22 protein-coding genes are annotated in these 25,247 nt (G+C 39.9%); 10 read left to right on the top strand and 12 right to left on the bottom strand.

Annotation, left to right across the window (positions count from 1 at the left end; all coding sequences use genetic code 11):
* The first annotated feature begins 33 nt into the window (after positions 1 to 33).
* Positions 34 to 633: a ribonuclease HII gene (locus BLO34_RS01125; RefSeq protein WP_090751843.1), complete on the top strand. Its 600-nt coding sequence runs from the start codon at positions 34 to 36 to the stop codon at positions 631 to 633.
* Positions 634 to 699: 66 nt separating this feature from the next.
* A complete protein-coding gene (locus BLO34_RS01120; RefSeq protein WP_090751842.1) occupies positions 700 to 3,132 on the top strand; it encodes a hypothetical protein in 2,433 nt (810 codons plus the stop codon).
* On the opposite strand, the gene BLO34_RS01115 is transcribed toward BLO34_RS01120, so the two are convergent.
* The 3 genes from BLO34_RS01115 to BLO34_RS01105 all read right to left on the bottom strand — a co-directional run bounded on the left by BLO34_RS01115 (position 3,133) and on the right by BLO34_RS01105 (position 5,203).
* Entirely contained in the window at positions 3,133 to 4,218 is a 1,086-nt protein-coding gene (locus BLO34_RS01115) for a DNA topoisomerase IB (RefSeq protein WP_090751840.1), read from the bottom strand.
* Between the two features lie 69 nt (positions 4,219 to 4,287).
* On the bottom strand, positions 4,288 to 4,986 hold the full coding sequence (lipB, locus tag BLO34_RS01110) for a lipoyl(octanoyl) transferase LipB (RefSeq protein WP_090751839.1): 699 nt from the start codon (positions 4,984 to 4,986) through the stop codon (positions 4,288 to 4,290).
* 58 nt (positions 4,987 to 5,044) lie between these two features.
* A complete protein-coding gene (locus tag BLO34_RS01105; RefSeq protein ID WP_090751837.1) occupies positions 5,045 to 5,203 on the bottom strand; it encodes a YqaE/Pmp3 family membrane protein in 159 nt (52 codons plus the stop codon).
* 181 nt (positions 5,204 to 5,384) lie between these two features.
* Here BLO34_RS01105 and lysS point away from each other — a divergent pair, with 181 nt between their 5' ends.
* Positions 5,385 to 7,076, top strand: coding sequence for a lysine--tRNA ligase (lysS, locus tag BLO34_RS01100; protein ID WP_090751836.1), 1,692 nt, complete (start codon positions 5,385 to 5,387; stop codon positions 7,074 to 7,076).
* Positions 7,077 to 7,148: 72 nt separating this feature from the next.
* Here the strand turns inward: lysS and BLO34_RS01095 are convergent, their stop codons facing one another.
* Together BLO34_RS01095 and BLO34_RS01090 are read right to left on the bottom strand one after the other, a co-directional pair.
* Positions 7,149 to 8,552: a DASH family cryptochrome gene (locus BLO34_RS01095; protein WP_090751833.1), complete on the bottom strand. Its 1,404-nt coding sequence runs from the start codon at positions 8,550 to 8,552 to the stop codon at positions 7,149 to 7,151.
* Positions 8,549 to 10,006 (bottom strand): cryptochrome/deoxyribodipyrimidine photo-lyase family protein, encoded by a 1,458-nt coding sequence (locus tag BLO34_RS01090; RefSeq protein WP_090751832.1) that lies wholly within the window; start codon positions 10,004 to 10,006, stop codon positions 8,549 to 8,551. The genes BLO34_RS01095 and BLO34_RS01090 overlap by 4 nt, the downstream gene beginning before the upstream one ends.
* A 361-nt stretch (positions 10,007 to 10,367) precedes the next feature.
* Here BLO34_RS01090 and BLO34_RS01085 point away from each other — a divergent pair, with 361 nt between their 5' ends.
* From BLO34_RS01085 to BLO34_RS01075, 3 genes are all read left to right on the top strand, one after another.
* Complete coding sequence (locus BLO34_RS01085; protein WP_157686593.1) at positions 10,368 to 12,104, top strand: FAD/NAD(P)-binding protein; 1,737 nt, start codon at positions 10,368 to 10,370, stop codon at positions 12,102 to 12,104.
* A 145-nt stretch (positions 12,105 to 12,249) separates the two neighbouring features.
* Positions 12,250 to 12,711 carry a hypothetical protein gene (locus BLO34_RS01080; RefSeq protein WP_157686591.1) on the top strand — a complete coding sequence of 154 codons (462 nt, stop codon included), beginning with the start codon at positions 12,250 to 12,252 and terminating at the stop codon, positions 12,709 to 12,711.
* A gap of 156 nt (positions 12,712 to 12,867) precedes the next feature.
* Positions 12,868 to 13,209, top strand: coding sequence for a hypothetical protein (locus tag BLO34_RS01075; RefSeq protein ID WP_090751826.1), 342 nt, complete (start codon positions 12,868 to 12,870; stop codon positions 13,207 to 13,209).
* 39 nt (positions 13,210 to 13,248) lie between these two features.
* Here BLO34_RS01075 and hemL read toward each other — a convergent pair whose 3' ends face one another.
* From hemL to BLO34_RS01060, 3 genes are read right to left on the bottom strand one after another with little or no spacing between them, the layout of a single operon-like run.
* A complete protein-coding gene (gene hemL, locus BLO34_RS01070; RefSeq protein WP_090751824.1) occupies positions 13,249 to 14,541 on the bottom strand; it encodes a glutamate-1-semialdehyde 2,1-aminomutase in 1,293 nt (430 codons plus the stop codon).
* 2 nt (positions 14,542 to 14,543) lie between these two features.
* A complete protein-coding gene (locus tag BLO34_RS01065) occupies positions 14,544 to 15,389 on the bottom strand; it encodes a glucosaminidase domain-containing protein (protein WP_090751822.1) in 846 nt (281 codons plus the stop codon).
* Complete coding sequence (locus BLO34_RS01060) at positions 15,373 to 16,662, bottom strand: 1-aminocyclopropane-1-carboxylate deaminase/D-cysteine desulfhydrase (RefSeq protein WP_231959531.1); 1,290 nt, start codon at positions 16,660 to 16,662, stop codon at positions 15,373 to 15,375. Before BLO34_RS01060 ends, BLO34_RS01065 begins: the two co-directional genes overlap by 17 nt.
* Before the next feature lie 202 nt (positions 16,663 to 16,864).
* Here BLO34_RS01060 and BLO34_RS01055 point away from each other — a divergent pair, with 202 nt between their 5' ends.
* From BLO34_RS01055 to BLO34_RS01045, 4 genes are all read left to right on the top strand, one after another.
* Positions 16,865 to 19,015 (top strand): hypothetical protein, encoded by a 2,151-nt coding sequence (locus tag BLO34_RS01055; RefSeq protein ID WP_090751821.1) that lies wholly within the window; start codon positions 16,865 to 16,867, stop codon positions 19,013 to 19,015.
* Between the two features lie 78 nt (positions 19,016 to 19,093).
* Positions 19,094 to 19,246 (top strand): DUF5522 domain-containing protein, encoded by a 153-nt coding sequence (locus BLO34_RS14635; protein ID WP_172823941.1) that lies wholly within the window; start codon positions 19,094 to 19,096, stop codon positions 19,244 to 19,246.
* Positions 19,247 to 19,332: 86 nt separating this feature from the next.
* Positions 19,333 to 19,869 (top strand): DUF4136 domain-containing protein, encoded by a 537-nt coding sequence (locus tag BLO34_RS01050; RefSeq protein WP_090751819.1) that lies wholly within the window; start codon positions 19,333 to 19,335, stop codon positions 19,867 to 19,869.
* A gap of 114 nt (positions 19,870 to 19,983) precedes the next feature.
* Complete coding sequence (locus BLO34_RS01045) at positions 19,984 to 20,406, top strand: META domain-containing protein (RefSeq protein WP_090751818.1); 423 nt, start codon at positions 19,984 to 19,986, stop codon at positions 20,404 to 20,406.
* A 73-nt stretch (positions 20,407 to 20,479) separates the two neighbouring features.
* Here BLO34_RS01045 and BLO34_RS01040 read toward each other — a convergent pair whose 3' ends face one another.
* The 4 genes from BLO34_RS01040 to BLO34_RS01025 all read right to left on the bottom strand — a co-directional run bounded on the left by BLO34_RS01040 (position 20,480) and on the right by BLO34_RS01025 (position 25,183).
* The gene (locus tag BLO34_RS01040) at positions 20,480 to 21,646 is read right to left on the bottom strand and encodes a trans-sulfuration enzyme family protein (RefSeq protein ID WP_090751816.1); all 1,167 of its coding nucleotides are present in this window, start codon (positions 21,644 to 21,646) and stop codon (positions 20,480 to 20,482) included.
* A complete protein-coding gene (locus tag BLO34_RS01035) occupies positions 21,643 to 22,065 on the bottom strand; it encodes an OsmC family protein (RefSeq protein ID WP_090751814.1) in 423 nt (140 codons plus the stop codon). Before BLO34_RS01035 ends, BLO34_RS01040 begins: the two co-directional genes overlap by 4 nt.
* 306 nt (positions 22,066 to 22,371) lie before the next feature.
* Positions 22,372 to 23,019: a M15 family metallopeptidase gene (locus tag BLO34_RS01030; RefSeq protein ID WP_090751812.1), complete on the bottom strand. Its 648-nt coding sequence runs from the start codon at positions 23,017 to 23,019 to the stop codon at positions 22,372 to 22,374.
* A 139-nt stretch (positions 23,020 to 23,158) separates the two neighbouring features.
* Entirely contained in the window at positions 23,159 to 25,183 is a 2,025-nt protein-coding gene (locus tag BLO34_RS01025; protein ID WP_090756338.1) for a thiamine pyrophosphate-dependent enzyme, read from the bottom strand.
* Positions 25,184 to 25,247: the final 64 nt, after the last annotated feature.

Genomic DNA, 25,247 nt, shown 5'->3' with positions numbered 1-25,247 from the left:
TGAGATTTGATAAATTCCATATCATTGCAGGACATGCTGTTGGAAAAAATACATCCTGAACTCATAGAGTGCGGTACTGATGAAGCTGGCCGTGGTTGTCTTGCTGGACCAGTAACTGCTGCAGCTGTGATACTACCTCCAGGATTTACCTGTGCAGGGCTGAATGATAGTAAGACGCTTTCGCGAAAGCGTAGAAACCATCTGCGTGAAATCATAGAGAAAGAGGCTTTGTCTTACCATGTTGCTCATGTGGACATGGTTGTAATCGATGAAATTAATATCCTCAATGCGAGTATTCAAGCACTGCATCATGCGATTAAGGGTTTGAATGTAGCTCCAGAACACATTGCTGTTGACGGCAATCGTTTTCACGCCTTTCCTAAAATCCCTTCAACAACAGTGATAAAAGGTGACGGTAAGTATCTACATATTGCTGCTGCTTCCATTCTTGCAAAAACCCATCGCGATGAATTCATGGAAAAGCTGGATCAAGAATTCCCAATGTATCACTGGAAACAGAATCAAGGTTATCCCACTAAACAGCATCGAGCGGCCATCAGGGAATTTGGAACGACACCTTATCACCGCATGAGTTTCAAATTATTGCCAGAGCAACTACAGTTGCCTCTATAAGTTTCTTAAAACAGAGTGGTTTGGACTCATAAATTCTATTTTTGCGTCATGCGATTTATCCACGGTATGAACAGATTTTTAGCCTTCTTTTTTCTTCTCACGGTAATTATTGGTTGTGATCCTAAAATGGAAGACACAGCTCTTATTTATAGTATTCCTGATCATTCCAAAGTTCTCATTGCACTTTCTGATATTCAGGAGATCAATGATTTATTGGATAGCAACCCATTATATGAGCAACTGGAATCTCTCTCCAGAATTAAAGAAATCAAAGGCGCTAGCTCGTTTTTAAGTAACTATCAACTCAAGTCAGAATCCTTTGTGGCTTTGAGTATGGAAGGTAAAAACCAAGTGGCCATCACATTATTGACAGAGACTTTTGAAAGTACCGCAGATTCTAGTTCTACCGTGAAACGCATCGATTACAACGATACAGAAATTCAAGAAAAAACTGCCGATGGTAATACCTATTACACCGCAGATAAAAATGGAACACACATCGCAAGTTCTTCCATTCTAGTGGTTGAAAGTCTCATACGCCGCAATCTAACCGATTATGTTTTTGACAAGTCCTTTGTTACACTTTATGAACGTACCCATGACGACCTAAGCATTTACATCAATGCGTCTGATGAGCAATGGCTATATCAATTCCTGCTGGGAAGAAACAAAACTAATGCTCGTAATTATGGTGACTGGTATCAACTAGAGCCTAAAATAAATGGCAATTCCATTTATATGGATGGATTGATCGTCTACAAGGATAGCTTGAACCAGAAGCAAACTATCTATAATGATTTAGATGCGCGAGAAAACCAACTTGACCAGATAGCGCCTGCAAATTTCAAATCATTGTCTTCTACCACTTATAGCGATCAAGAACAATTATTGAGTAATCTGTCTCAATATAATAACAGGAAAGTTACTGTTCCTCAATTACTGAATGACATATTGCTCAATTCACAAGAAGTGTCAGCTATTGAATTGGAAAGTGGTCAAGCCATCGCTTTTACATTGATGCCTTATGAGGATCTATTTGTCGACCTTGATAGTATAAGCGCGGCAAAAAGTACCTATCGCGATGTACCATTTTATACCATTGCAGACCCTATTGAAACTCGCAGCATGAAACCCTTGGTTTCAGAACTATCCTTGAGTTATGTCACCGTCATGGATCAATTCATGGTATTATCTGCACAGCAGGAAACGCTGGAAGAAGTGATCGCTAGCTATCAAAACGGTACTACTCTATCTAAACAGAATTGGTGGATGGAAGCTCGTAAAAAAATGAGCAGCAGCAGCTCACTTCTTAACATCACCAGTTTTGAAAAATTGAAACAACCTTTTATTACCATTAGCGAGAATGATGAGAAAGCATTGAAAACCATGGACGAGAAATCGTTCAAAGCCATTATTAGTCAATACGTTCATGAAGATTCTTATGCCTTTTACAGACTGGAAATACCTTATGGAACGACTGCTGCAGAACAACCCTTAGTAGCGCAAGTAGGTTCTTTCAAACCAGAAGGTAATATCATTGCTGGTCCATTTCTATTTCCTAATCATTTGAACAATACCTATGACGTTGCTTTTCAAACCGAAGACTTCAAATTGTCATTGATTTCTGAAAGTGGTGAGGTGCACTGGACCAAAGAACTGGATTCCAAAATCCTGGGCGATATTGAAAATGTAGATGTTTACAAAAACGATCGCAAGCAGTTACTTTTTGCTACTTCAAAAAAAGTCTATTTACTGGACCGAAAAGGTGAGAACGTCGATAAATTCCCTTTCAGTCCCAAGAATCAAATTAGCCAGCCGTTGAGCATTTTTGATTATGACAATAATCGCAACTATCGATTTGTAGTGACCACAGGTAAAGATCTCACCATGTTAGATTCAAAAGGGAACAAGGTGAGTGGTTTTGATTACAAATCTGATGGTACTATTTTGAATAGTCCGCAGCATTTTAGAAAAGGTAATAAGGATTATATTGGTTTTACTACAGACAAAAACGAGTTGAAACTTCTCACTCGTACCGGTTCAACACGAACTAATGTGAAGACTAAAATTGACGCAAAATCTGATCTATATTTCTTTAATAATCTGATTCAATTGGTTAATGCTGATAACAAACTACTGCACGTAAATCCAACCACAGGTAAAGTAACTACTACAAACACATCACTGGATACTGATTCACAAATAGGCTTCACCTCGAGAAGCCAGCTTATTCAAAACAAAAATGTGCTTCAAATCAATGGCGCAAAAACCACATTACCTTATGGCACATACTTACCCGCAACAATATCTAGAGTCAACGGTAAGGATTATGTAACTGTAATTGAGAATGGGGAAAACAAGGTGTTCATTCTGAATAATCAAGGTGAAACCATTCCTTTCTTACCCGTTTACGGCAATACGATGGCACAAATTGCAGGTGGAAAGTCCAGATATCTGGTCACTCTAGACAATAATGAAGTGCTGATCTATAAGTGGTAGTTACTCATCTAGCTTGAACTCAATCTCAAAATTCTCGATGATTTCCTGCACGCAACGCTCACTCGCGGTCATGTGATTCTTATCCTTGTAGTTTCTCGCCTTTTTGCGATAGGGTTCAAAATTGTCATCCTGATAAATATTTGGAACTTCAGGATGCACGTAGTACTGGCGGCAAACCGCACGTGTATTGCCCAATTCTTCTGCAGCGGCATCATAGCCTTTTAGGATATTCTTGTCTTTTTCTTTTTCGCTTTCTGGTTTAGGTAATTCTAGAACCGTTTCAAAAAATGTGGTGGTGGCACCCCAAGTTCTAAAGTCTTTGGCCGTGAAAATTTCACCGCCTATTCTATGGATGTAATCGTTGACCATTCCACTATCGATACCATGATGCTTGCCTGATTCATCATAATATTGAAAAAGTTCCCAACCTGGAATTTCCTCACATTGATGAATGAGCTCCACCAGGTCTGCATCGATTATATTTTTGGTTTGCTGTACGCCTTTTTTGCCATTAAAATGAAACTCGATACCGTCTGCCGTATCATCCACATGTTTGGTTCTAAGTGTGGACAGCCCGTAGGTTTTATTCCTGCGCGCATATTGCTCACTACCTACTCTAATGTGCGTCGCATCCATTACAGACAGTACGATGGCAAGACATTTGTTAAGCGGCATACCGTTTAATTCGAGGTCTTTTTCTAGCTGTTTTCTCATGTTGGGTAACGCTTTCGCGAAAGCGGACATTTTAAAAAACTTTGTCTGGTTTCTAAGAACATTCCACAAGTCATGATATCTGTACACCTTGCGGCCCTTGTCATCACGTCCCACAGATTGCAGGTGGCCATTCTCAATTCCAGAGATACGCACATCTTTCCAACCTGGCGGTATCACTAACGCCTTGATGCGATCAATCTCTTTTTTATCAGTCACTCGATCCTTATTATTGATCAAATAAGTAAAGCCCTTACCATATTTTTTTCGGTGAATGGATAAGTGCTCGTCCTGTATATAGACAAGGTCTGCAAGGTGTGCCGCCATTTCTGGCTCAGCTAGTGCGTTGGTGATTTGTTCGGGAGTGAGCGTCATGACCTAAAAATAAATCAGTAGGAAAAATAGGACACTTAATAAATAGCCAAATTAAAATGAGGCGCTATTCTAATCGGTAAGTTGTGCTTCAAACATTTCTGCGAAATACTTTTTAATTTTCTCCTTGACTTCATCCATATCAACATCTCGTTTCAATTCTGATGCCAGTGAAGTGACCGCTTTGTCCTGAATCCCACAAGGAATAATATGGTCAAAATAGCCCAAATCTGTATTGACATTAAAAGCAAAACCATGCATGGTAACCCAGCGACTGGCTCGCACGCCCAGCGCACAAATCTTGCGGGCAAATGGAGTGCCTACATCCAACCAAACTCCGGTCTCGCCCGGACTGCGCTCGCCTTTGAGGTTATAATCGGCTAATATTGTGATGAAGATTTCTTCTAAGAATCTTAGGTATTTATGAATGTCAGTAAAGAAATTCTCTAGATCTAGAATGGGATAACCGGTAATCTGTCCTGGACCGTGATAAGTGATATCACCACCACGATTGATCTTATAATAAGTAGCTCCTATTTTTTTAAGCAGATCTTGATTTGCCAGCAGGTTTTCTTCATCGCCGCTTTTACCTAGCGTATATACATGGTCATGCTCTACGAACAACAAATGATTGTCGGTTTCCAGACCTGCATCTTCTCTCCTATTCTTGATTTTGGTATCTAGAATCTCCTTGAAAAGCTGCTCTTGATAATCCCAAGTTTCCTTGTAATCCTTACGACCTAGATCTTGAAAACGGACGGTTTTGTTCATGGTGCAAAGGTACGGCAAAGGCTTTTTAAACTTTACCACATACAACTACTGTGATAGATTACCTGTTGGGGTTATTCAAAATAATCAATGCTGCAATCACGCCAGGAATCCACCCCAAAAGTGTCAATATAAATACGATAACTATCGAACCACATCCTTTATCAAGCACGGCTAGCGGTGGCAAAATAACAGCAAGAATAACTCTCCAAATGGACATAAAGTAACTGGGTTTGTAGTAATAGACCGTAAATCTTGAAAATTGTTACATTATGGATTGAAGATTATTTGGAGTTACGCTTTCGCGAAAGCGCGCTTATCAACCTCTTGTTAGCAAAACCATAACCGCTTTGCCACACCATAATACAAAGTTATCTTTGCAAGCTTAAATTAATTGACCAATGCCACTTTCTGAACAAGAAATCGTTAGACGTGAAAAACTTGACAAATTGCGTGAGATGGGAATCGATCCCTATCCAGCAGCGCAGTATCACATTGATGCCACCACAGCATTCATAAAACAGGATTTTGCAGACGGCAAGAAAGTTACCATAGCTGGCCGATTGATGTCCAGAAGAATTCAGGGAAAGGCTTCTTTTGCTGAAATCCAAGATGGAAAAGGAAAGATCCAAGTCTATTTTAACCGTGACGAGATCTGTCCTGGTGAGGATAAGTCTTTATATAATGACGTTTACAAGAAATTGCTTGATATAGGTGACTTTATAGGAATTGAGGGCGAGTTGTTCACGACAAACGTGGGAGAGCAAACCGTTATGGTCAAGAATTTTGAAGTATTGAGCAAGGCACTGCGACCATTGCCATTACCTAAAACAGACGCCGACGGTAACACCTATGACGAGTTTAACGATCCTGAAATGCGCTACCGTCAACGGTATGCAGACCTTGTGGTCAATCCCAAAGTTAAAGACGTATTTGTCAAGCGTACCAAGCTTTTCAATGCGATGCGATCATTTTTCAACGAGCGTGAATATTTTGAGGTAGAAACACCCATCTTACAACCCATTCCAGGTGGCGCAGCTGCAAAACCCTTTATTACCCATCACAATTCGCTGGACATACCGCTATATATGCGTGTTGCGAATGAGTTGTATTTGAAGCGTTTGATTGTAGGCGGATTTGATGGCGTTTATGAATTCAGCAAAAATTTTAGAAATGAAGGAATGGATCGTACCCACAATCCAGAATTCACGGCTATGGAAATCTACGTTTCCTACAAGGATTATAATTGGATGATGGATTTCACTGAAAGTCTATTGGAGCACTGTGCCATGAAGGTGAATGGTAAGACGACCAGCACTTTTGGCAAGCATGAGATTGAGTGGAAAGCGCCCTATCCAAGAGTCACAATGACCGATGCGATCAAACAATTTACAGGCTTTGATATTACTGGAAAAAGTGAGGATGAGTTGTTCGCTTTCGCGAAAGCGCAAGACATCGACGTCGATAAATCCATGGGAAAAGGGAAATTAATTGACGAGATATTTGGCGAAAAATGTGAAGGAAACTTTATCCAACCCACATTTATTACTGACTATCCCAAAGAGATGAGTCCGCTGTGTAAAACACACCGCGAGAACCCAGAGCTTACGGAGCGTTTTGAGCTTATGGTTTGTGGTAAGGAAATCGCTAATGCTTATTCAGAATTGAATGATCCTATTGATCAGCGGGAACGTTTTGAAGCACAAGCCGCTCTTGCGGATCGCGGTGATGACGAGGCGATGTTTATCGATCAGGATTTCTTGAGAGCATTGGAATATGGAATGCCTCCTACATCTGGATTAGGAATAGGAATGGATCGTCTGATTATGTTCTTAACCAATAATCCATCGATTCAAGAAGTATTATTCTTCCCTCAAATGCGACCAGAGAAAAAAGCCGGTGTCGAATTGAATGAGGATGAGAAAGTGGTTTTTGAGCGCTTGAAAAAACATGAAAAAGTAGACCTCAACGCTCTAAAAGAAGAAGCTGGATTGTCCAATAAAAAATGGGATAAAGCCGTAAAAGGTCTTACTGGAAAAAAAGTCGCCAAAGTTTCAAAAACGGATGGTGGATTGTTTATTGAGGTGGTTTAGTTTATTCAATGATTTTTATTTTTCCGCTTTCGCGAAAGCGAAACTTCTTAAAATGACTTCTATTAAGCTAAACTAGGTTTCCAATCCATTCGCTTTCTTGATCAAATTGATTGCCCTGGTCCATTTAGAGAACATCACAACAGGATCAGGATAATCGGTATTGCGTTGAAATAACCATGGAGCCAGAACTTGCTCATCAGTCAAGGGTTCTAATTCTTTGATGTGCTTTTTGATGTATGGACCGGCTTTATATTTCAGAGCTTGATTCACGGGATTGGTGTACCATATCTCAAAGGCTTGCATGTGCCAATTAAGCCAGTTCGCCGAAACGTCATAATCAATCAATTTAGTTTCAAAATAGGCCGCACCCCAAGTCCAATCAACCTTCAAATCATGAATTAAGAAACTAGCGCAGTTCACGCGGCCACGGTTACTCATGTAGCCAGTCTGGTTAAGTTGGCGCATGCTGGCATCTATAAAAGGTATTCCAGTGGTTCCGGTTTTCCAAGCTTCAAAAAGCTTGGGATCATTTTCAAATTCTAGTTTTTTATTCTTGAAGCCTTGCGTTTGGAAAATGACATTGCCGTAATGCATTCCCTTGAAAGTGAAAAAGTCTCGCCAGACCACTTCAAATATGAGCCACCACGTACTAGTGTTTTTCTTAATAGATGCTTCATATTGCTTTACTTTCTCATAGATCGTTCTAGGCGATATGTTTCCTAGAGCGAGATAAGGTGATAGTTTACTGCTGTAGTCCAAACCCAAAGATTTATTCCTGCTCCATTTATAACCAGTCAATAATTGACTGCCGAAAGTATAGTAATGCAATCGCTCAAGCGCTGCCGTTTCTCCTGCTGTTACAAAGGTTTCAAGTTCGCATTCATTGGTTTCAAAGCCAACTTCCATAGCATCAGGAATATCACCGTATTTATAATTATCAATGGTTGCAAATGGAGCGACCTTTTCAAAGGTTTCACGCACTGCTGCTTTTTTCTGGGTATTGATGCGATACGCTTTTGAAGTTTTTGGAAGTTCCTCAATAGTGTATGGTATGTCATCAATATGATAAAGCGTTTTGCCCCAATAGGTGACTATTTCTGTCTCCTTTGATAGGTTTGCCTTTACTCTATCGAGCAGTCGCAGTTCCTCATCAGCATATTCTTGTTCACAATAGATGTGGCTAATGTGATGTTCCTTGGAAAGTTTTGGCAGAATGGTCTCAGGATGTCCCACTTGAATATCCAGGTTTGCTCCCAACTCCTTCAAATTACTTTTAAGGTCCTTTAATGATTGAACTAGAAACTCAAACCTCAACCGGTCTGCCTTGCGCTCACCGTAGACTATAGTGTTGAACCATCTAGGATCGATTATGAATATTGACAATACTGGTTGGCCATAAGCGACCGCTTGACACAATCCTTCATTATCCAGTAGACGTTGATCATTCTTAAACCAATAAATGCTTGCGTTGCTCATGCCATCCTACGTTTCATGGAATGTGTTGCCAAAATCCTTTTCTTTTCTGATTGTGTCAAAGGGTTCTTTCGCAATCCATAAATTTTTTCCAGAGCTTGTTTACGAGTTTCTGTTATATCCACGATTCTACGCGGGTAATCGACTCCGTAATTGAAATCGTATTCGTGCAACTCTTCTTCTGCGAGCCATGGTTCGATGGCATATCGTGGTGGTAAATGACTCAATTCCGTAACGTAATATTTAATGAATAACGCATCTGGATCATGATCATGAGCACCTTTGGTTGGGTTGTAAATACGTAAAGTGTTGGTTCCCGTAAGTCCAGCCTGCATCTGGAATTGACCGTAGTGAATACCAGGTTCCCAATCCAGAAATTGAGCGGCCAGAAAAGCACTTCCAGTTGTGAAATGCTGAAATAGGTGATGACATAAAAATGAGGTTACCAAACACCGCATCCTGAAGTTGATATAACCTGTTTGTTTAACCGCACGCATGGATGCATCGACTAATGGATAGCCTGTTTTCCCTTCTTTCCAGGCAGTGACAAACTCTTCATTGTACGTTTGGTGCAACTCGAGGTATCCTTTATTGATTGACTCAAATTCCATACGTGGTTCTTGTTCAAATTTCTGTATGAAGTGGCTTTGCCAGCGCAATCTGCTATTAAAGGCATTCAACGATTTTTTGTGGGTCGTGTGTTCTTTGAGTTTTTTGGCTCCCTGGTACAACTGCCGTATCGATACATTTCCCCATGAAATGTACGGCGACAATCGACTGCAACCCATGCGGGACTGCAATGGTTTTGAGATGAAACTGGAATAGAACTTTAACCTGTGATTGAAAAAACTATCTGCCCATAATTTAGATTGCGACTCGCCTCCTATTTGAAATACTTCGGTCGAGGTTTCTAGATTTAATAAATTGACATGGTTGGAGAATTGTTCCGCTTTCGCGAAAGCGAACTTATTCAAATCCACATCGCATAACGAACGGTTCATGTAATTGTACCAATCCTTACTCCACGTATCTCGATTATTAATACCTCTAAAAACACCATTTGTTTGATATTCATTCCAAACGATATCCTCATTGTTGAAATAGTCTTTTAGGGCCAAATCCCTACTATAAGTGAGATCAAGTCCTGTCTCCATGGAACTGTGGATAGATTTGATATTGACCAATTGAGACAACTTTTCAAAAAATGCAGGTGCCTCGCTTTCCACGGTGAGAATTTCCTGATTAAAAGGCTCCAGTTGAGTGTTCAAGTCTGCAATGGACTGCTTGACAAAATCTGAGTGACGACTAGAATAATGAGCATTTTGCCAAATGCTAGGTTCATAAATATAAACCAGCAATAGCGGTATAGTGTCAGATTCCAACGCTTTCAAACCTTCTAGATCTGAAAGTCGCAAGTCCCTTTTAAACCAATAAATGTTTATAGAAGAAGTACTCATTGCGATTATTTAATCACGTGTAGATCACTTTATAAATTCCTACTTCGAGTGTTTAGTTTGCTTTTTCAACTTTTTATTCTTGCGTCTTTTACGATACCATTTGAAGCCTTTCCATCCTAATTTTGCGAGTATGGCCATCTTTGAGAACTTTCCCATTTTTTCTTTTAAAGATAACGTAGGAAAAAACGGCTTGTTGGTGGATTGGCAAAACTTTAGACTGACGAGCGAAATTCAATTGCAATGTTCGCTTGATTGAAATTGATTATAAACCAAGGAGTTTTCTTGAACTCATGGTAGAATCATAAAAATGGTTTGGGTATTATTTACCACTATTATATTTTCCTTGAACGTTCTTTGTCCCATGAAATCCAATCCCTTTTTATCCCTTATTGGGCTAGGTCCACGAGGACTTTTTGCACTTGAACAACTCTATATTTCCTTTTCCAGAAGTGAGCTGAAGGTATTACCATTTATCTTGATTTTTGAATCTAGTGACGTGCTGGGAACTGGAACCGCCTGGAAAGTAGATCAAACACCTTCCAATCTAAGTAATATCACTGACCGCGCACTTAAAGATTTTCCAGCAAGGCCAGCATTTGATTTACAAGGCACCACTTTTCCAGAGTTTCCATGTTATTTTGAATGGCTGGAGACTGTTATGGATCATGAACCAAATTACACTAAAGATGCATTCCAGCCCAGAAGAGTGATGGGCACCTATTTGTCGCAAAGAGCCAACAGCTTTATAGAGCGATTGATCACGCTTGAGGTGATTGAGTTGGTTCGCTCTAAAGTGGACAACATTGAAAAACTCAATGGAAAATTTCAGGTTTTTACTGAAGATGACGGCCTCTTTGAATCTACTAATGTGCTAATAGCCATAGGGCATGTCTCTACGGCAATGTCAGACGAGAATCAAAAATTCAAAAAACATGCAGTAGATAATGATCTATACTTTTCAAACAACAGCTACTCAAATCAAGCAAAGGAAATTTATGGAGCAGCAAGCACTTTTGCGATCAAAGGCTTAGGGCTTTCTATGGTCGATGTCATGCGTATGATCATGGATCATTATGATGGTGATTTTGTGCAACAAGAGGATTCTATTTATTTGGACTATACCTTAAAAGGAGCAGATGTACTGATGGTTCCATATTCGCTGGATGGTTTACCTATTGTACCAAAACCTTTAGGAAAGAATGTAGATGATCATTTTTCATTGGATCAGAAACAAAAGAAAGACCTGTTCGCTAAACTGCATAAGCAATTAGGAAACACAGACAACCTTACTATCAAAGAGTTGCTTAAACCCATCGCCACAGTAATCGCTGACATCTACAGTTCTTTGGAAGATAGGTTTGATGATACTTCTATCGGGAAGTCTGGGTTGGTTTCGCTGATTGTGGATTGGTTAGTGGATCCTACCATAAAGCATGACCATATTCTAGATGCTAATTTGCCTGTCGTTGAATACATGAAACGCACTTGTGAAATGGCTTATGGGATTCATGCCTTTTCTTTGGATTATACGATTGGTCAAGTATGGCGCCAGCTACAACCCGATCTATATAACATCTATAGCCACAAACTACCACCAAAGTTGATGTCTGAGCTTATACAAGTGGATGAGGGAACGAAGCGCTACAGCTTTGGCCCGCCGGTAGAAAGTATTCTACAAATTATTGCTCTTTATGAAGCTGGAATCATGAATCTAGATTTTGTCAACGATCCTGATTTAAAATTAATCCCGAACGGATTTCAGCTGAAAAATAAGAATGGCTCCATAACCTGTGAGGCATTAATTGATGCTATCCTGTCATCTCCCAATCTGGAAGAAATGGCATCGCCACTCATAAGAAATCTCAAAGAAAATGACCTCGTGGAACAGGTGGAAGACAAATTAGGGATCCATGTGGATATCAATAACACTCATCTAGTAGATGGAAAACCAATTGATGGATTGCACAGCATAGGCAGAAACATTAAAGGTTCTGAATATGGAGTGGACGCAATTTTAGAATCCTTCAATCCTATAAAAATTGAACATTTCGTCACAAAAATACATTCTAAATTAATTGCGGATTCAAAAGTCAATTAGCTTAAATCCATTTAACTAGCTTGCTTTAACAAGTTAGTTTTAGTAATAATTATTTTTTCAATTTCTATACTGAATAAAAGGCTACATCAAACTTTTTTATTGATTTGACGTCACAAAGTCGTTGAACAAATTAAAACAAAATAAAATGAAAAAGTTAATCCTACCTGCCTTGTTGATGCTACTTGCATTCACAGCACAAGCACAGAAAAATCAAGACCGTGATCGTGGTGATCGTATGGAAAAACGTATTGCTCGTGCAGAAAAAATGGAACCTGAAGCAATGGCTTCCATGCAAGCAAAACGAATGACCCTAGCACTGGATCTTACTAATAAACAAGAAGCTCAAGTGGAGAAAGTGATGTTGAACAATGCTATCAAGAGAAAAGAAATGATGGCTAATAGAGCAGCAAACAAAGAAAACAGCAAGCCTTCTAAAGAAGAAAGAATGGCGATGGCAGAGGCTCGTATGGATCAAAAGATCGCTACAAAAAGAGCTTTCAAAGAGATTTTAAATGATGACCAATACACCAAGTTTGAAAAAATGGCGGTGATGAAAGAGCATAGATCTCGCGGGCGTAAAGATGAAGCGCGCAGATCTAGAAAATAAGTAGTAGTTGGTTGATGAGAGGCTCTGGAATTTAACAAAGATTCCAGAGTTTTTCTTTTTATACGATCCTTATTTATATTACGTTAGCAGTTGTAAAGCCGCTACATTTTGACTCGTTTACAGATATTCTTATCGATCCCTTTTTTTGTTATCTCAATGAGCTTATTTGCTCAAGAAACTACTCTTTCAATTGATGAGGATTCGGGTTTTGAGGTGCAATATCCTATCAAGAATACCTTGAAACCAGTAGATGCAAAAAAAGAAACGAAACTCATTTTATCTAAAACGCAATTAGACAAGGAAACTATTCCTGAATTGAAAAAATTGGTGCATCTCCACGCAAAGGAATCCAATGTATATCTGAAAAGCAAAACCTTTACTCGCGAGCAACAGATGGAACTCAAAGAATTGGAGACCAAATACAAATTTGAACTTAGATCGTTGCTAGGTGAGGAAAACTATCGCAAATTGTTGGTGGTTGTTCCTTTAGATTCTTAGGAAATTCGCTTTCGCGAAAGCGAAAATACCTTCATCATCCTACCATTTAGAAACCACATCTTCAACCGCGGTGATCGTGCGTTCGATATCTTCATAGCTCAAGGCATCGTTTAAGAAATAGCTTTCAAAAGCACTAGGCGGCAAATAAATGCCACGTTCCAACAACCCGTGAAAGTATTTTTTGAACCATTCGTTATTACCTTTTGCGGCACTTGCAAAATCAGTGACAGGTTCATCTGTGAAATGTACTGATATCATGCTCCCATACCTATTGATCTGGTGATCGATCCCTTTAGCCGAAAGAACGTCAGCAATTCCTTTATGTAGATGCTCAGATTTTTGAGCGAGATTGACAAAAATATCTGGGTGGTCGTTCAAGTGTTCCAGCATCGCAAGACCAGCGCTCATCGCCAGCGGATTCCCACTCAATGTTCCCGCTTGATACACAGGACCTAAAGGCGCCAGATGATTCATGATTTCCTGCCTCGCCGCAAATGCACCAACGGGCAATCCACCACCAATTACTTTACCATAGGTAACAATATCTGCCTTCACACCAGTAGTTTCTTGTGCACCACCACGAGCCAGTCTAAATCCTGTCATGACCTCATCAAAAACAAAAAGAGCACCGTTTGCATCACACAATTCACGTATTCCTTCCAAAAATCCATCGCTGGGAACGATGCATCCCATATTACCGGCTATAGGCTCGATGATGACACAGGCAATTTCATCCTTGTTTTTATCAAAGATTTCAGCGACCTGATCCAGATTGTTATAATCTGCTAGTAAGGTGTCTTGTGCTGTTCCTTTTGTCACGCCTGGACTATTAGGACTACCAAAGGTAACCGCACCACTACCAGCCTGTATCAAAAACGAATCGCTATGACCGTGATAACAACCTGCAAACTTGATAATCTTTTCACGACCGGTAAACCCACGAGCGAGACGTACGGCACTCATACAAGCCTCTGTACCACTATTCACCATGCGCACCTGATCGATGTTGGGCGCCATGGATACTACTAATTTTGCTATTTGGGTTTCAATTTCAGTAGGCATTCCATAAGAGGTTCCATTCTTGGTCGCCTCTACAACGGCATCTACCACTGGATCAAAAGCATGTCCTAGAATCATGGGACCCCAGGAAGCGATATAATCTATAAGTTGGTGACCATCTTCTGTATGGAGATAGGCGCCTTTGGCGCTTTTCACATATACTGGATCGCCGCCTACCGCATTAAATGCTCTTACTGGCGAGTTGACTCCACCAGGAATATATTGTTTTGCCTCACTAAAAAGTGAGCTGCTTCTTTTATAGGTAAATGACATGCTTAATTTTTTGTGTCCGGCTCGATCAAAATGGTCGAACCTATGCTGATGGAATTATCTCTCAAACCATTAATAAGTTTGATGCGATCCACGGTAGTATTATGTTTTTTGGCCAGACCGTATAGTGTATCTCCTTTAATGATAGTATACTGGATCTGGTCTGTAGCACCTGCTTCTGCTGGCAGTTCCATAGGCTTTTTACCTAAAACCTGTGCATCATATCGATCCAATCTATATCTCTCTATTAAGGAAATTAACTTGTCTGGATATTTTCTGTCGGTAGCATAGCCGGCATCTTTCAAACCTTTTGCCCAAGCTTTGTAATCATCTGCATCCAGTTTGAAAAGCCCGCTATATCTGGAGCGTTCTGTTAGGAAAAGAGAATGGTCTCTATATGAATATGACGCATCTCTGTATTTTCTAAAACATTCTTGAGAGGCATCATCATCGTGATAGATTTTATTACCGGTCCAACCTGTGTGACATTTAACGCCAAAATGGTTGTTCGCCTCCACTGCAAGTCGGCCTTTTCCAGAGCCACTTTCCAGAATTCCTTGAGCAAGAGTGATGCTCGCAGGAATTTTGTACAGCTGCATCTCCTTCATCGCATCTGCGGCAAAATTATCGATATAGGTACTCACATCATCCTTTCCAGAAGGTGTGATGGTTCTCGTTACTTTTTCATCAGTTTCCTTGACGTCAACAACGCGTTCTTCAGGTATTTTTTTTACCGTTCTTGAGGTACGGTTGCGTTTTTTGGTAGTGACTACTTTGTTTTTTGAACCACAGGAAACCAATAGGCCTGCAGCTAAAAATAAAATGAGAAAAGTCTTAAATGTGATCTTCATACTGTAGTGGTAGACGTCCTTTTTTCTTAAGTCTGCGATTGAATCCAGGAATACCCTGAAGACCGCCCGTATGGATGGCTAAAATACGAGTTTTGTCGGTAAAATAGCCGCTTGCAATCATCTGTTCGATACGATACATCATTTTTCCCGTGTAGATAGGATCTAGAGGAATTCCGCTTTCGCGAAAGCGTGCATTCATATAATTTATCAATTCATCCGTAGATTTTGCATAACCGCCAAATGTGTCCTCAGAGAATAACGTAAAATTTTTACGGTCGGTATACTTTTCAATCTCATTCTTGAGGAAATCGCCTTTAAGCGCAGAAAAAACAAACACATGCTGATTGCTATGCGAGCTTTCTATAATTCCTGCTGCCGTGCCGCCGGTGCCCGCTGCAACACAAATGAACTCGTAGTTTTGTTGGTCCTGCTGCGATAATATTTCCGCACTGCCTTTGACTGCCAACTCATTGGTTCCACCTTCTGGAATGATAAAACTGGAACCGTACTTTTCTAAAAGATGCGAAATAAATGACGGTTGATCCTTCATTTTATATTCCTCTCTGGTAACAAAAGCCAGCTCCATTCCATTGTCAACAGCTGTTTTGAGCGTGATGTTGTTTGATAAGGTTTTCTGTAGATCTGCACCCAACTCTTCACCTCTAATCACACCAACCGATCGTAGACCAAGTATATCACAAGCTGCAGCGGTTGCAGCAATATGATTTGAGTAAGCACCGCCAAATGTGATTATTTGCTCAAATCCACTATTTAGGGCGTGGTCCAGATTGTATTTAAGTTTTCGCACCTTATTACCAGATACCGTGGGATGCAATTGATCTTCTCTCTTTATATCTAGTATTATCTCTTTATCGGGAAATGTTTTAAATGATTGAGTTATTGATGTTGCCTCCTTAAATAATTCATGTTTTGAAGAGTCTCTATAAAAATTTAAAAACTGCCATAATGATCGCTTTTTGAGATAGTCTAAATCACTTTCACGAGCATAGGCCTCACGCTCAAAGACAATATTGCGATAGGCTTGATCATGGCTCATAGTAAAACGCCCTATTACATACTCTATTAAATACCAAATATAAAATGGCAAGATCAACAGTTCAATCTGTTGTCTCAAATGAATGCGCTCGTGATTTACTAAGCGCATATCTTCTTTGTGTGATTCATTAGATACAATCACAAAAGGATACAGGCATATTCCAGCAATTCCTAGCTTACCTAAAATACTAGTGGAAACAAGAAAAAATCTAGACATGAAATAAAATTAAATCATTGATTTAGAGGAATGAAACTAATTGTAAAACATTCATTACCGATGAACAACACGATTGACTCAGACATGTTATTTTTTATATAGCTGTTGTTCAGTGTTTTACAATATACTAATCTTTTTTAATCTGTTTTTATTGTATTTAATCGATGTTTAAGCATAATTTTGTATCATTATTATTCAACTAATGAAAACAAAAATACTTCTATTAATCGTCCTAGCAGTCTTACCAGTGCTCACCTTTGCGCAAGTAGGAATAGGGACTACTTTTCCTTCTGCTGGTACATTACTGCATGTCGACGACGGGAATGGTGATAAAGGTATTTTGATTCCTAAAGTTCAGATTGACGATCTTAGTACACAGGCACCTTTAACAGCTACACCTGAAGTAGGAACCATGGTATTTAACGCAACTGGTGCACACTCTGTTGGTTTTTATTATTGGGATGGATCTGTATGGGTTGCAGTGAATTCTGGTGACGATACAAATCTTGCTACAACTAACCTTACCCAAGACTCAGAGACTAGAACCTATGATTTAAATACTGAAGATCTAAATTTTACAAATGGATCCTTTGGAATCAATAAGTCCAACCCTACGGGCACCTTAGATGTCATAGGTAATGGAAATGAAAATTCCTTCAACTTTGTTCAATCAAATAATTTGACCGGAGAAATAGACGTTTTCACCATTGAAGATCAGGACGCAGGTGGTGGTGGTCAAGATCACAGCTCGGTTCTTAAAGTTTTCAAAAGCGGCCCTATAAATAGTGGTGATGATGGCTTTAGCCTTATTGAGCTGGCAAGTACATCTTCTGATCCTGGAGCTAACAAATATTGGATTTCTGGTAGAACTGTAGATGAAGGAGCTCCATTTTGGGGAGTCGATATTACCGATAATGACTACTGGTCCACAGGAGGAATTCAACTAGGAACCACTCCGAATACGAATGGAACATATACCGGTGGAAACTTTAGAGTAGAGGCTAATGGAAATACAGGAATAGGAACGGTTACCCCAAATGCCAGATTACAGATTGATGAAGATTCTTCAGACTTTGAACACTTAATGTTTCAATTAAATACATCTTCTGGGAGGCCATTAAATATTTTGCAACCAGACGTTACAGATATTAATACTCCTTTTACTTTTCAAACAAACAATGCTTTCAATTTTAGAACGGATAATACTGATGCATTGACAATTCTTAATACTTCTCAGCTTGCTTTACCATCTTATGTTGGTAGTTTCCAGAACGAAACTCCTACTAGAATTTTAGGTCTAGATGCCGCTGGTAATGTCATTAGTTCTGCTCCTGTCATTGATAGTGATGCAGATTGGTTTACTTCTAATACAACGACTGCTCCTGCAAGTATTGACGATAACATCTGGACCAATGGCAATGTAGGCATTGGCACCAATAATCCCTCTTCTTCACTGCATATTGTTGAAGCTACTGGAAATGCTGGAAGTGCCGCTAATGGCTCTATTACGCTTGAACATGGCAATGCAGGTGGAGCGTCTTCCATTGTATTTAGAAGTCGTGAAAACATCAATAGTGATTATGGATATATCAGGTTCGAAGATGACGGTTCTGGAAATGGTTCAAGCACAGAAAATGCTTTGTTAACCATTGGTATTGAAAATGATGGTGACAATGGCTTTAATGATGATATTAACCTGAACCCTTCAGGTTATGTTGGTGTAAAAAACAATGCCCCAAAAAGAGAAATACATATTGCAGGTGCCAATTCTACCATGAGAATTGATGGATTGAATGCGGCAAATAACGGTAATGTTTACACCACTGCTGATGATGATGCATTTCCAGTGTATGTCAATACAGATGGAGATTTAATTACCCAGCCATCCTTAGTTCAAAGTAAAATGCCCTTGAATTTGAGGGACTTTACACCTGGTGTCACCATCACATCAAACAATGGCTCAGGTGTAGAGACAAATTTAAACACATCAACGATTACTTTGACACAGCCTTCATTAGTTCAATATTCCTATCAATTTAGTGTAGGAGTCAATAGATCAAACGGTGGCGTTATTACAGATGGTGCTCCTCGATTATTTAGAGCATGGTTTACTGTCAATGGTGATAATGCTAATCATTATGGATATGACACCGGTACTTATACAAATAGAGCATCGGCAAATGGTACTTACGCATCAGGCTTTTATTATTTAAGCGGTAGTGGTTATGTTGAACTACCAGCAGGTACGCATTCCTTTACTTTATCGGCACTAGGTTTTGGTGCAGATTTTGATTTTCGTATGAGATTTGGTGAAACCACATTTGATAGCATTCAAGCAGTAATACACAGGTAACATAGAACTTCTATAAAAACACCGCTGCCTTCATAGCGGTTTTTTTATTTACCTACAATTATCTGCTACTTTTGTTTTGTGAAAAAACATATTCCTATAGAAGACGGTGATTATTATCTAACTCCAGACGGTTATCGATGTTTTACAGAGCAATATCACTTAAAACGAGGCTATTGTTGCGAGAGCGGTTGTCGCCACTGTCCTTACGGCTTTGATAAAGCTAGAGGTTAATAAATCTACTTTTCGGCATTAAATTTGATATTATTTTAGTCAGCGTTTTTGCTTTCGCGAAAGCGTAATATCAAATAATCCATACTATGAAAAAGATAATACTTCTACTACTCGTCATGACTGCGATGGTTGGCTGTCAAACCGTAAGAGTTTCCCAAGATTATGCACTGGGAACAGACTTTAACCAATATAAAACGTACGCCTACTTTAAAAAAGGTGTCGATGAAGCCAAAATTTCTGAGTTGGATAAAAAAAGAATCTTGAGAGCCATTGATAGCGAAATGAGCGCAAGAGGATTTTCCAAATCTGAAACTCCAGATATTTTAGTAAGCATATTTACAGATACTAAGGAACGCGTTGATGTGTATAACAACTTTGGCTGGGGCTTTGGCTACGGTTGGGGTTGGGGCGGTTTTGGCTTCAACGGTCCGTTCAACAATAATGTCAACAGAACGACAGAAGGTGTTCTATATATAGATCTGATTGATGCAGCTGATAAGGAACTGATATGGCAAGGTGTTGGAACGGCTTCCCTAAAATCTTCACCAGAGGAAAAAGTAGAGCGAACCAATGAAATGGTACGTGAGATTTTAATGCAATTCCCACCACAAGCTAAGAGATAATATTTCTCAAACAGAAAATCATAAACCGGTTAGTATCTTCATGACGCTGACCGTTTTTTATTAAATATTTGAGACCTTAAACTTTGCAATCCAACTACTTTTAAAATAAAAATCATGAAATCATTATTTTCAATTTGCCTAGTTGCTATCCTTTTCATTTCAACAACTAGTTGTGATGAGACACGTCAGGTTTTAAATACGGGAAGCCGTGTAGAATTGAACGGTAGCTACAACGTTAATCAACTTAATGGTAACACCGTAAGTGCTGGCCAAACAATTAACTTCAACGGATTAGCCAAAACTATAAGCGGCAACGCTGGATGTAATACCTACAATGCTCCATTTACCATTGAAACTTATCAGCTAAATATTGGTAACGTAGCTCTTACAAGAATGTCTTGTCCAGATATGAGTATGGAGAATAATTTTCTAGCCGCGGTGGAAAAGGTGACTTCCTATCAAAAAACAGATGGGACTTTGACTCTTTTGGATGCCAACAATAACGTGGTGATTAAAGCGACGACTGGATCCAACTAATTATATTTATTCAAATAGAAGAACGCCCTTTGCAAAATGCATAGGGCGTTTTTTTTATAAAGCAATTAAACTTCTAGACAGCAGCCAGCGCTTGTTTTACATCTGCGATGATATCTTCATGATGTTCAAGACCAATGGAGATACGCACCAGACCATCTGTAATTCCTACTTCCAGTCGGTCTTCTTCTGCTAGCCTACCATGAGTTGTGGATGCTGGATGAGTAACAATGGTTCTGGAGTCGCCCAGATTGGCACTTAGCGAGCACATCTCAATCGCATTGAGAAATGTTATTCCAGCTTCAAGACCACCTTTCAATTCAAAGGCAATCACGCTACCACCCTTTTTCATCTGCTTCCTGGCCATCTCATATTGAGGATGAGATTTCAAAAACGGATACTTTACCATTCCTATTTTATCCTGTTGCTCCAGGAACTCTGCCACCTTTAAAGCATTGTCGCAATGACGATCGACTCTAACGGCGAGTGTTTCCAGGCTTTTGGAAAGCACCCATGCATTGAACGGAGACATTGCTGGACCAGAAGCTCTGGCAAAAGCATACACTTCTTCCATTAAATCTGCCCTACCAACCGTCACGCCACCTAAAACTCTGCCTTGTCCATCCATCAATTTAGTTGCGCTGTGAATGACTAGATCTGCACCAAATTTGATAGGCTGTTGTAAATAAGGAGTTGCAAAACAGTTATCTACGATATAAATAATATTGTGCTTTTTACAAATAGCACCAATCGCCGCCATGTCCAAGACATCCACTGCGGGATTTGTAGGCGATTCTACGTAAAGTACTTTTGTTTTGTCAGTAATCAAAGACTCTATTCGATCCAGCTCATCAATCTTGAAGTAGCTGGTGGAAATGTTCCATTTGGGAAAGATCTTGGTAAATAGTGAGTGTGTACTACCAAAAACACTGCGGCAGGACACTACATGATCACCGCTATCCAGTAAAGCCGCAAACGTTGTAAAGATTGCAGACATCCCAGTAGCAAAAGCATAGCCAGAATCAGCGCCTTCCATCCTGCAGATTTTCTCTATGAATTCTGAAGTATTGGGATTGGTGAAGCGACTGTAAAGATTTCGTTTCTTCTCTCCTGCAAATGATGCTCGCATCTCCTCTGCATCCTCAAAAACAAAGCTAGATGTTAAGTATACCGGCGTGGAGTGTTCTAGATTATGCGATCGCTCCATTTGTGCGCGTATCGCTTCAGTTTCAAAATGCTTCATGAAATAAGTTTTCCGTTGAGTGAAACTTGGTAAGTAATGTCTACAACGCTGTCAAAAGTCTTAGAAACACTACAGTATTTCAGGAAACTCAAATCAGCGGCTCGTTGCGCTTTTTCTGGAGTGATATCGCCCTCAAGATGAACGACGACCTCAATAGCCTTGAATGGCTTAGAACCATCCTGCTCTACTCTATCGCCAGTTACCTCTACTTTGTAAGAAGTGATTTCTTGTCTCTGTTTTTTGAGTATAGAGATAATATCAATCGCGCTACAACCGCCTACGCCCATTAATATCAATTCCATGGGACTAGATCCCTGAACGACTTCACTTCCTTTATTGTCAATCATCACGGGAATTCCAGAGGCTCCTCTGGCTTCTAGTAGATATTCTGTGTTTTTTCTCTCTAGGGTAACTTTCATTAAAATGTATTTAAACAAGAAAGGTCGGCAATCATAATGAATTGTCGTGTTCAATACCTAACATTTTTAAGAAAACGGATTAAACGATGATTAAATAGACTCATCTTTTTTCAATCTTTTATGCGAGTGATTGATGGTCAACTGTACAATATGTTTCTCAAAACCTTATTATACGAACGCGCGTATAATCCTATTTAAAATAAGTCAGTTTCAATTGCTGGAAATAATTTAAATAGCTATCGAATTGGTTCTCAGGAGATGAACGTTATTTAAAAATATAAAATCTATTAATGAATACATTAACCATCATAAATCCGTAAAAAGAATATCTTGAATAGCATAGTTTCTCCAATCCATATAGTCAAAGTGCCACCACTCATATCTGTGAACACTAAATCCATAGCTTCTCATCACCTTGATAAGTAGGTCTCTATTTTTACGCTGCTCTAATGTCCCTCCGGTATAACTCCTATGCGATCGTGCGCTCATTTCATCATAAGCACCTGTCATTTCTATTTCCTTGCCTGTTTTCAAATCGTACAGACTCAAATCGATTGCACAACCTCTATTGTGCCTAGAGCCTTTACTAGGTTTCGCAACGTACATTTTATTCTTTGCTGGTGTTATATCCCAGAATAATTTTGTGACGCTCCAGGGCCTATAGCCATCAAAAATCAGCAATCCATATCCCATGGATTTCAACTCTTCATGTGCCTCCTTCAAACACTCGGCAGCTGGTTGTTGTAGAAAAGCTCGTGCTTCTTTATAAACTGGTTGTCCTGCAAAATTGTTTGTAGTTGCATACCTAATATCAAATCTAAACGTCGTGTCTACTTTTGATAATTCAACCAGATCTGATTTTTTGAAGTTTACTTTCTCAATGGGCAACTGTATAAACGAGGAAAATAATAAAAATATAAAAGCTATGAGTGAGATGTATATGATCCTAAACATTAGACATTTTTTTCTTCAATGATACTAATCGACTTAATAATTTATTGCGAATACGTAATTTTTAGTTCTCCACTGTCTCCAAGTCCTCTTCTAACTGAGTGTCTTTTTGTTCATTCTTAAAAAGCTCCTGAATGTCTAACTAATACCTCAAAATCTCCTCAATCTTCACCTTTATCTTTTCCGTTGACAGGATCATCGTTTCTTCTAAAACCGAATTCAACGGAATCGCCGGCATGTTTTCTGAACCTATGACCATCACTGGTGCATCGATATATTTGAAACATTCCTCTTGAATGCGACCTTGTAGTGCGCGAGAGAAACTATTCTCGCTAGGTTCTTCAGTCACAACCAAACATTTGCCGCATTTCTTGACACTGGAAAAAACGGTCTCATAATCCAAAGGATGCAGCGTTCTTAGGTCGACTATCTCTACCCGATCTTTTAAACCAAGCTCTGCCGTGGCGTTCATCGCCCAATGCACGCCCATACCGTAGGTGATGATACTCAAGGTTTCTTCTTCTTCCTTTTTCCAGATCTCTTGTAAGACCCAAGCTTTACCAAAAGGCAATACATAATCCTCACTAGGCTCTACACTCGTCGCTCCTTTAGTCCCTTTTACTTTACTCCAGTACAATCCTTTGTGTTCAAAAATCACTACCGGATTTGGGTCATAATAGGCAGCTTTCATCAAGCCTTTTAAATCGGCACCGTTAGATGGGTAGGCGATTTTTAAACCTCTAATATTAGAAACCACACTTTCCATCGAGCTGGAATGATAAGGTCCGCCACTACCGTAAGCACCTATCGGTACTCGCAATATCATGGAAACCGGCCATTTACCATTACTTAAATAATTAGATCTAGAAACCTCCGTAAATAGCTGATTCAATCCAGGCCAGATATAATCTGCAAACTGGACCTCAACGATGGGTTTTAATCCTGCCGCGCTCATTCCTACAGTGCTTCCTACGATGAATGCCTCTTGTATAGGTGTATTGAAAACTCGGTTATCGCCAAATTTCTGTGCCAGCGTTGCTGCTTCTCTAAAAACGCCGCCTAATCTGCCGCCTACGTCTTGCCCGTACAGCAAACATTCTGGGTGCTTGCGCATCAATTCTTCAATGGCAAATAGCGCACAATCTACCATCACCACTTTCTCTGCGCCCGCTGGCGATCGCTCGCCGCGTTCTTCTGTTATGGATGTTGGTGCAAAGTCGTGCGTGAACAAGTCCGCAGGTTCTGGGTCTGGCATGGCCATCGCTTGCTCTAATGCTTTTTTAGTTTCCGCTTTCGCGAAAGCGTCAAAATCATCAACATCCTGCACTGTAAAACCATTGTCCAGTAATAATTGCCTCATTTTAGGATATGGATCGCGCTCCCGAGATTCCTCCAAATCATCGCGATAGAACTCCATGCGCACACCGCTGGTGTGGTGATTTAATAAGGGGACGGTCGCGTGAACCAAAAAGGGCCTGCGTTCAGTTCTGATCTTTTCTATGATCGTTTGAATCGTATTATAGCTTTCCTCAAAATCAGTCCCATCAATAGAAATCGCTTCTATACCGTGAAAACCTGCAGCATATTCCGCAGCGTTTTGAGCTCTGGTTTCGGCAGCATTGGCACTGATGTCCCAGCCGTTGTCCTGCACTAAATAAAGAATAGGCAATTGCTTGAGTGCTGCCATTTGAAAAGCTTCAGCGATTTCACCTTCGGTTACTGAGGCATCGCCTAAAGAACAGACAACTATAGAATCAGAGCTCAAGCTAGTTTCTGAACTAGCATCTACGGCCGCTCGCTGCTCTTCCGTCAAGCTCTCGCGGTAATGAAATCCTAAAGCCACCCCAGTCGCAGGAATCGCCTGCATACCCGTAGCACTTGATTGGTGAGGGATTTTAGGCTTGTCAATATCATTTAAAGATGGATGCGAATAATACGTGCGACCACCAGAAAACGGGTCGGCTTTTTTTGCGAGTAACTGCAACATCAAGTCGTAAGGCTTCATGCCTATCGCTAATAACATAGAATCATCCCGATAATAAGGAAACATGTAATCCTGCGGTAACAGTTGCATTCCAACGGCGGTCTGAATAACCTCATGACCACGACTGGTCGCATGAACATACTTAGAAACCGTTTTGAAGTTCTCTTCATAGAGTTCTGTCATTGCTTTAGCGGTTGCCAAATTGCGAAATCCTTTTTCTAATATTGACTTTTCCAAATCTTTGTTT

This window comes from Nonlabens sp. Hel1_33_55, from assembly GCF_900101765.1.
Lineage (GTDB): Bacteria > Bacteroidota > Bacteroidia > Flavobacteriales > Flavobacteriaceae > Nonlabens.
The sequence above is the reverse complement of the archived record's forward strand: the minus strand, read 5'-3'. Positions and strand labels throughout refer to the sequence as shown.

Bases quoted from the DNA above. Each gene is read 5' to 3' on its own strand.
- BLO34_RS01125 (WP_090751843.1), top strand. From the start codon at position 34: ATGCTGTTGGAAAAAATACATCCTGAACTCATAGAGTGCGGTACTGAT.
- BLO34_RS01120 (WP_090751842.1), top strand. From the start codon at position 700: ATGAACAGATTTTTAGCCTTCTTTTTTCTTCTCACGGTAATTATTGGT.
- BLO34_RS01115 (WP_090751840.1), bottom strand. From the start codon at position 4,218: ATGACGCTCACTCCCGAACAAATCACCAACGCACTAGCTGAGCCAGAA.
- lipB (WP_090751839.1), bottom strand. From the start codon at position 4,986: ATGAACAAAACCGTCCGTTTTCAAGATCTAGGTCGTAAGGATTACAAG.
- BLO34_RS01105 (WP_090751837.1), bottom strand. From the start codon at position 5,203: ATGTCCATTTGGAGAGTTATTCTTGCTGTTATTTTGCCACCGCTAGCC.
- lysS (WP_090751836.1), top strand. From the start codon at position 5,385: ATGCCACTTTCTGAACAAGAAATCGTTAGACGTGAAAAACTTGACAAA.
- BLO34_RS01095 (WP_090751833.1), bottom strand. From the start codon at position 8,552: ATGAGCAACGCAAGCATTTATTGGTTTAAGAATGATCAACGTCTACTG.
- BLO34_RS01090 (WP_090751832.1), bottom strand. From the start codon at position 10,006: ATGAGTACTTCTTCTATAAACATTTATTGGTTTAAAAGGGACTTGCGA.
- BLO34_RS01085 (WP_157686593.1), top strand. From the start codon at position 10,368: ATGAAATCCAATCCCTTTTTATCCCTTATTGGGCTAGGTCCACGAGGA.
- BLO34_RS01080 (WP_157686591.1), top strand. From the start codon at position 12,250: ATGAAAAAGTTAATCCTACCTGCCTTGTTGATGCTACTTGCATTCACA.
- BLO34_RS01075 (WP_090751826.1), top strand. From the start codon at position 12,868: ATGAGCTTATTTGCTCAAGAAACTACTCTTTCAATTGATGAGGATTCG.
- hemL (WP_090751824.1), bottom strand. From the start codon at position 14,541: ATGTCATTTACCTATAAAAGAAGCAGCTCACTTTTTAGTGAGGCAAAA.
- BLO34_RS01065 (WP_090751822.1), bottom strand. From the start codon at position 15,389: ATGAAGATCACATTTAAGACTTTTCTCATTTTATTTTTAGCTGCAGGC.
- BLO34_RS01060 (WP_231959531.1), bottom strand. From the start codon at position 16,662: ATGTCTAGATTTTTTCTTGTTTCCACTAGTATTTTAGGTAAGCTAGGA.
- BLO34_RS01055 (WP_090751821.1), top strand. From the start codon at position 16,865: ATGAAAACAAAAATACTTCTATTAATCGTCCTAGCAGTCTTACCAGTG.
- BLO34_RS01050 (WP_090751819.1), top strand. From the start codon at position 19,333: ATGAAAAAGATAATACTTCTACTACTCGTCATGACTGCGATGGTTGGC.
- BLO34_RS01045 (WP_090751818.1), top strand. From the start codon at position 19,984: ATGAAATCATTATTTTCAATTTGCCTAGTTGCTATCCTTTTCATTTCA.
- BLO34_RS01040 (WP_090751816.1), bottom strand. From the start codon at position 21,646: ATGAAGCATTTTGAAACTGAAGCGATACGCGCACAAATGGAGCGATCG.
- BLO34_RS01035 (WP_090751814.1), bottom strand. From the start codon at position 22,065: ATGAAAGTTACCCTAGAGAGAAAAAACACAGAATATCTACTAGAAGCC.
- BLO34_RS01030 (WP_090751812.1), bottom strand. From the start codon at position 23,019: ATGTTTAGGATCATATACATCTCACTCATAGCTTTTATATTTTTATTA.
- BLO34_RS01025 (WP_090756338.1), bottom strand. From the start codon at position 25,183: ATGACAGAACTCTATGAAGAGAACTTCAAAACGGTTTCTAAGTATGTT.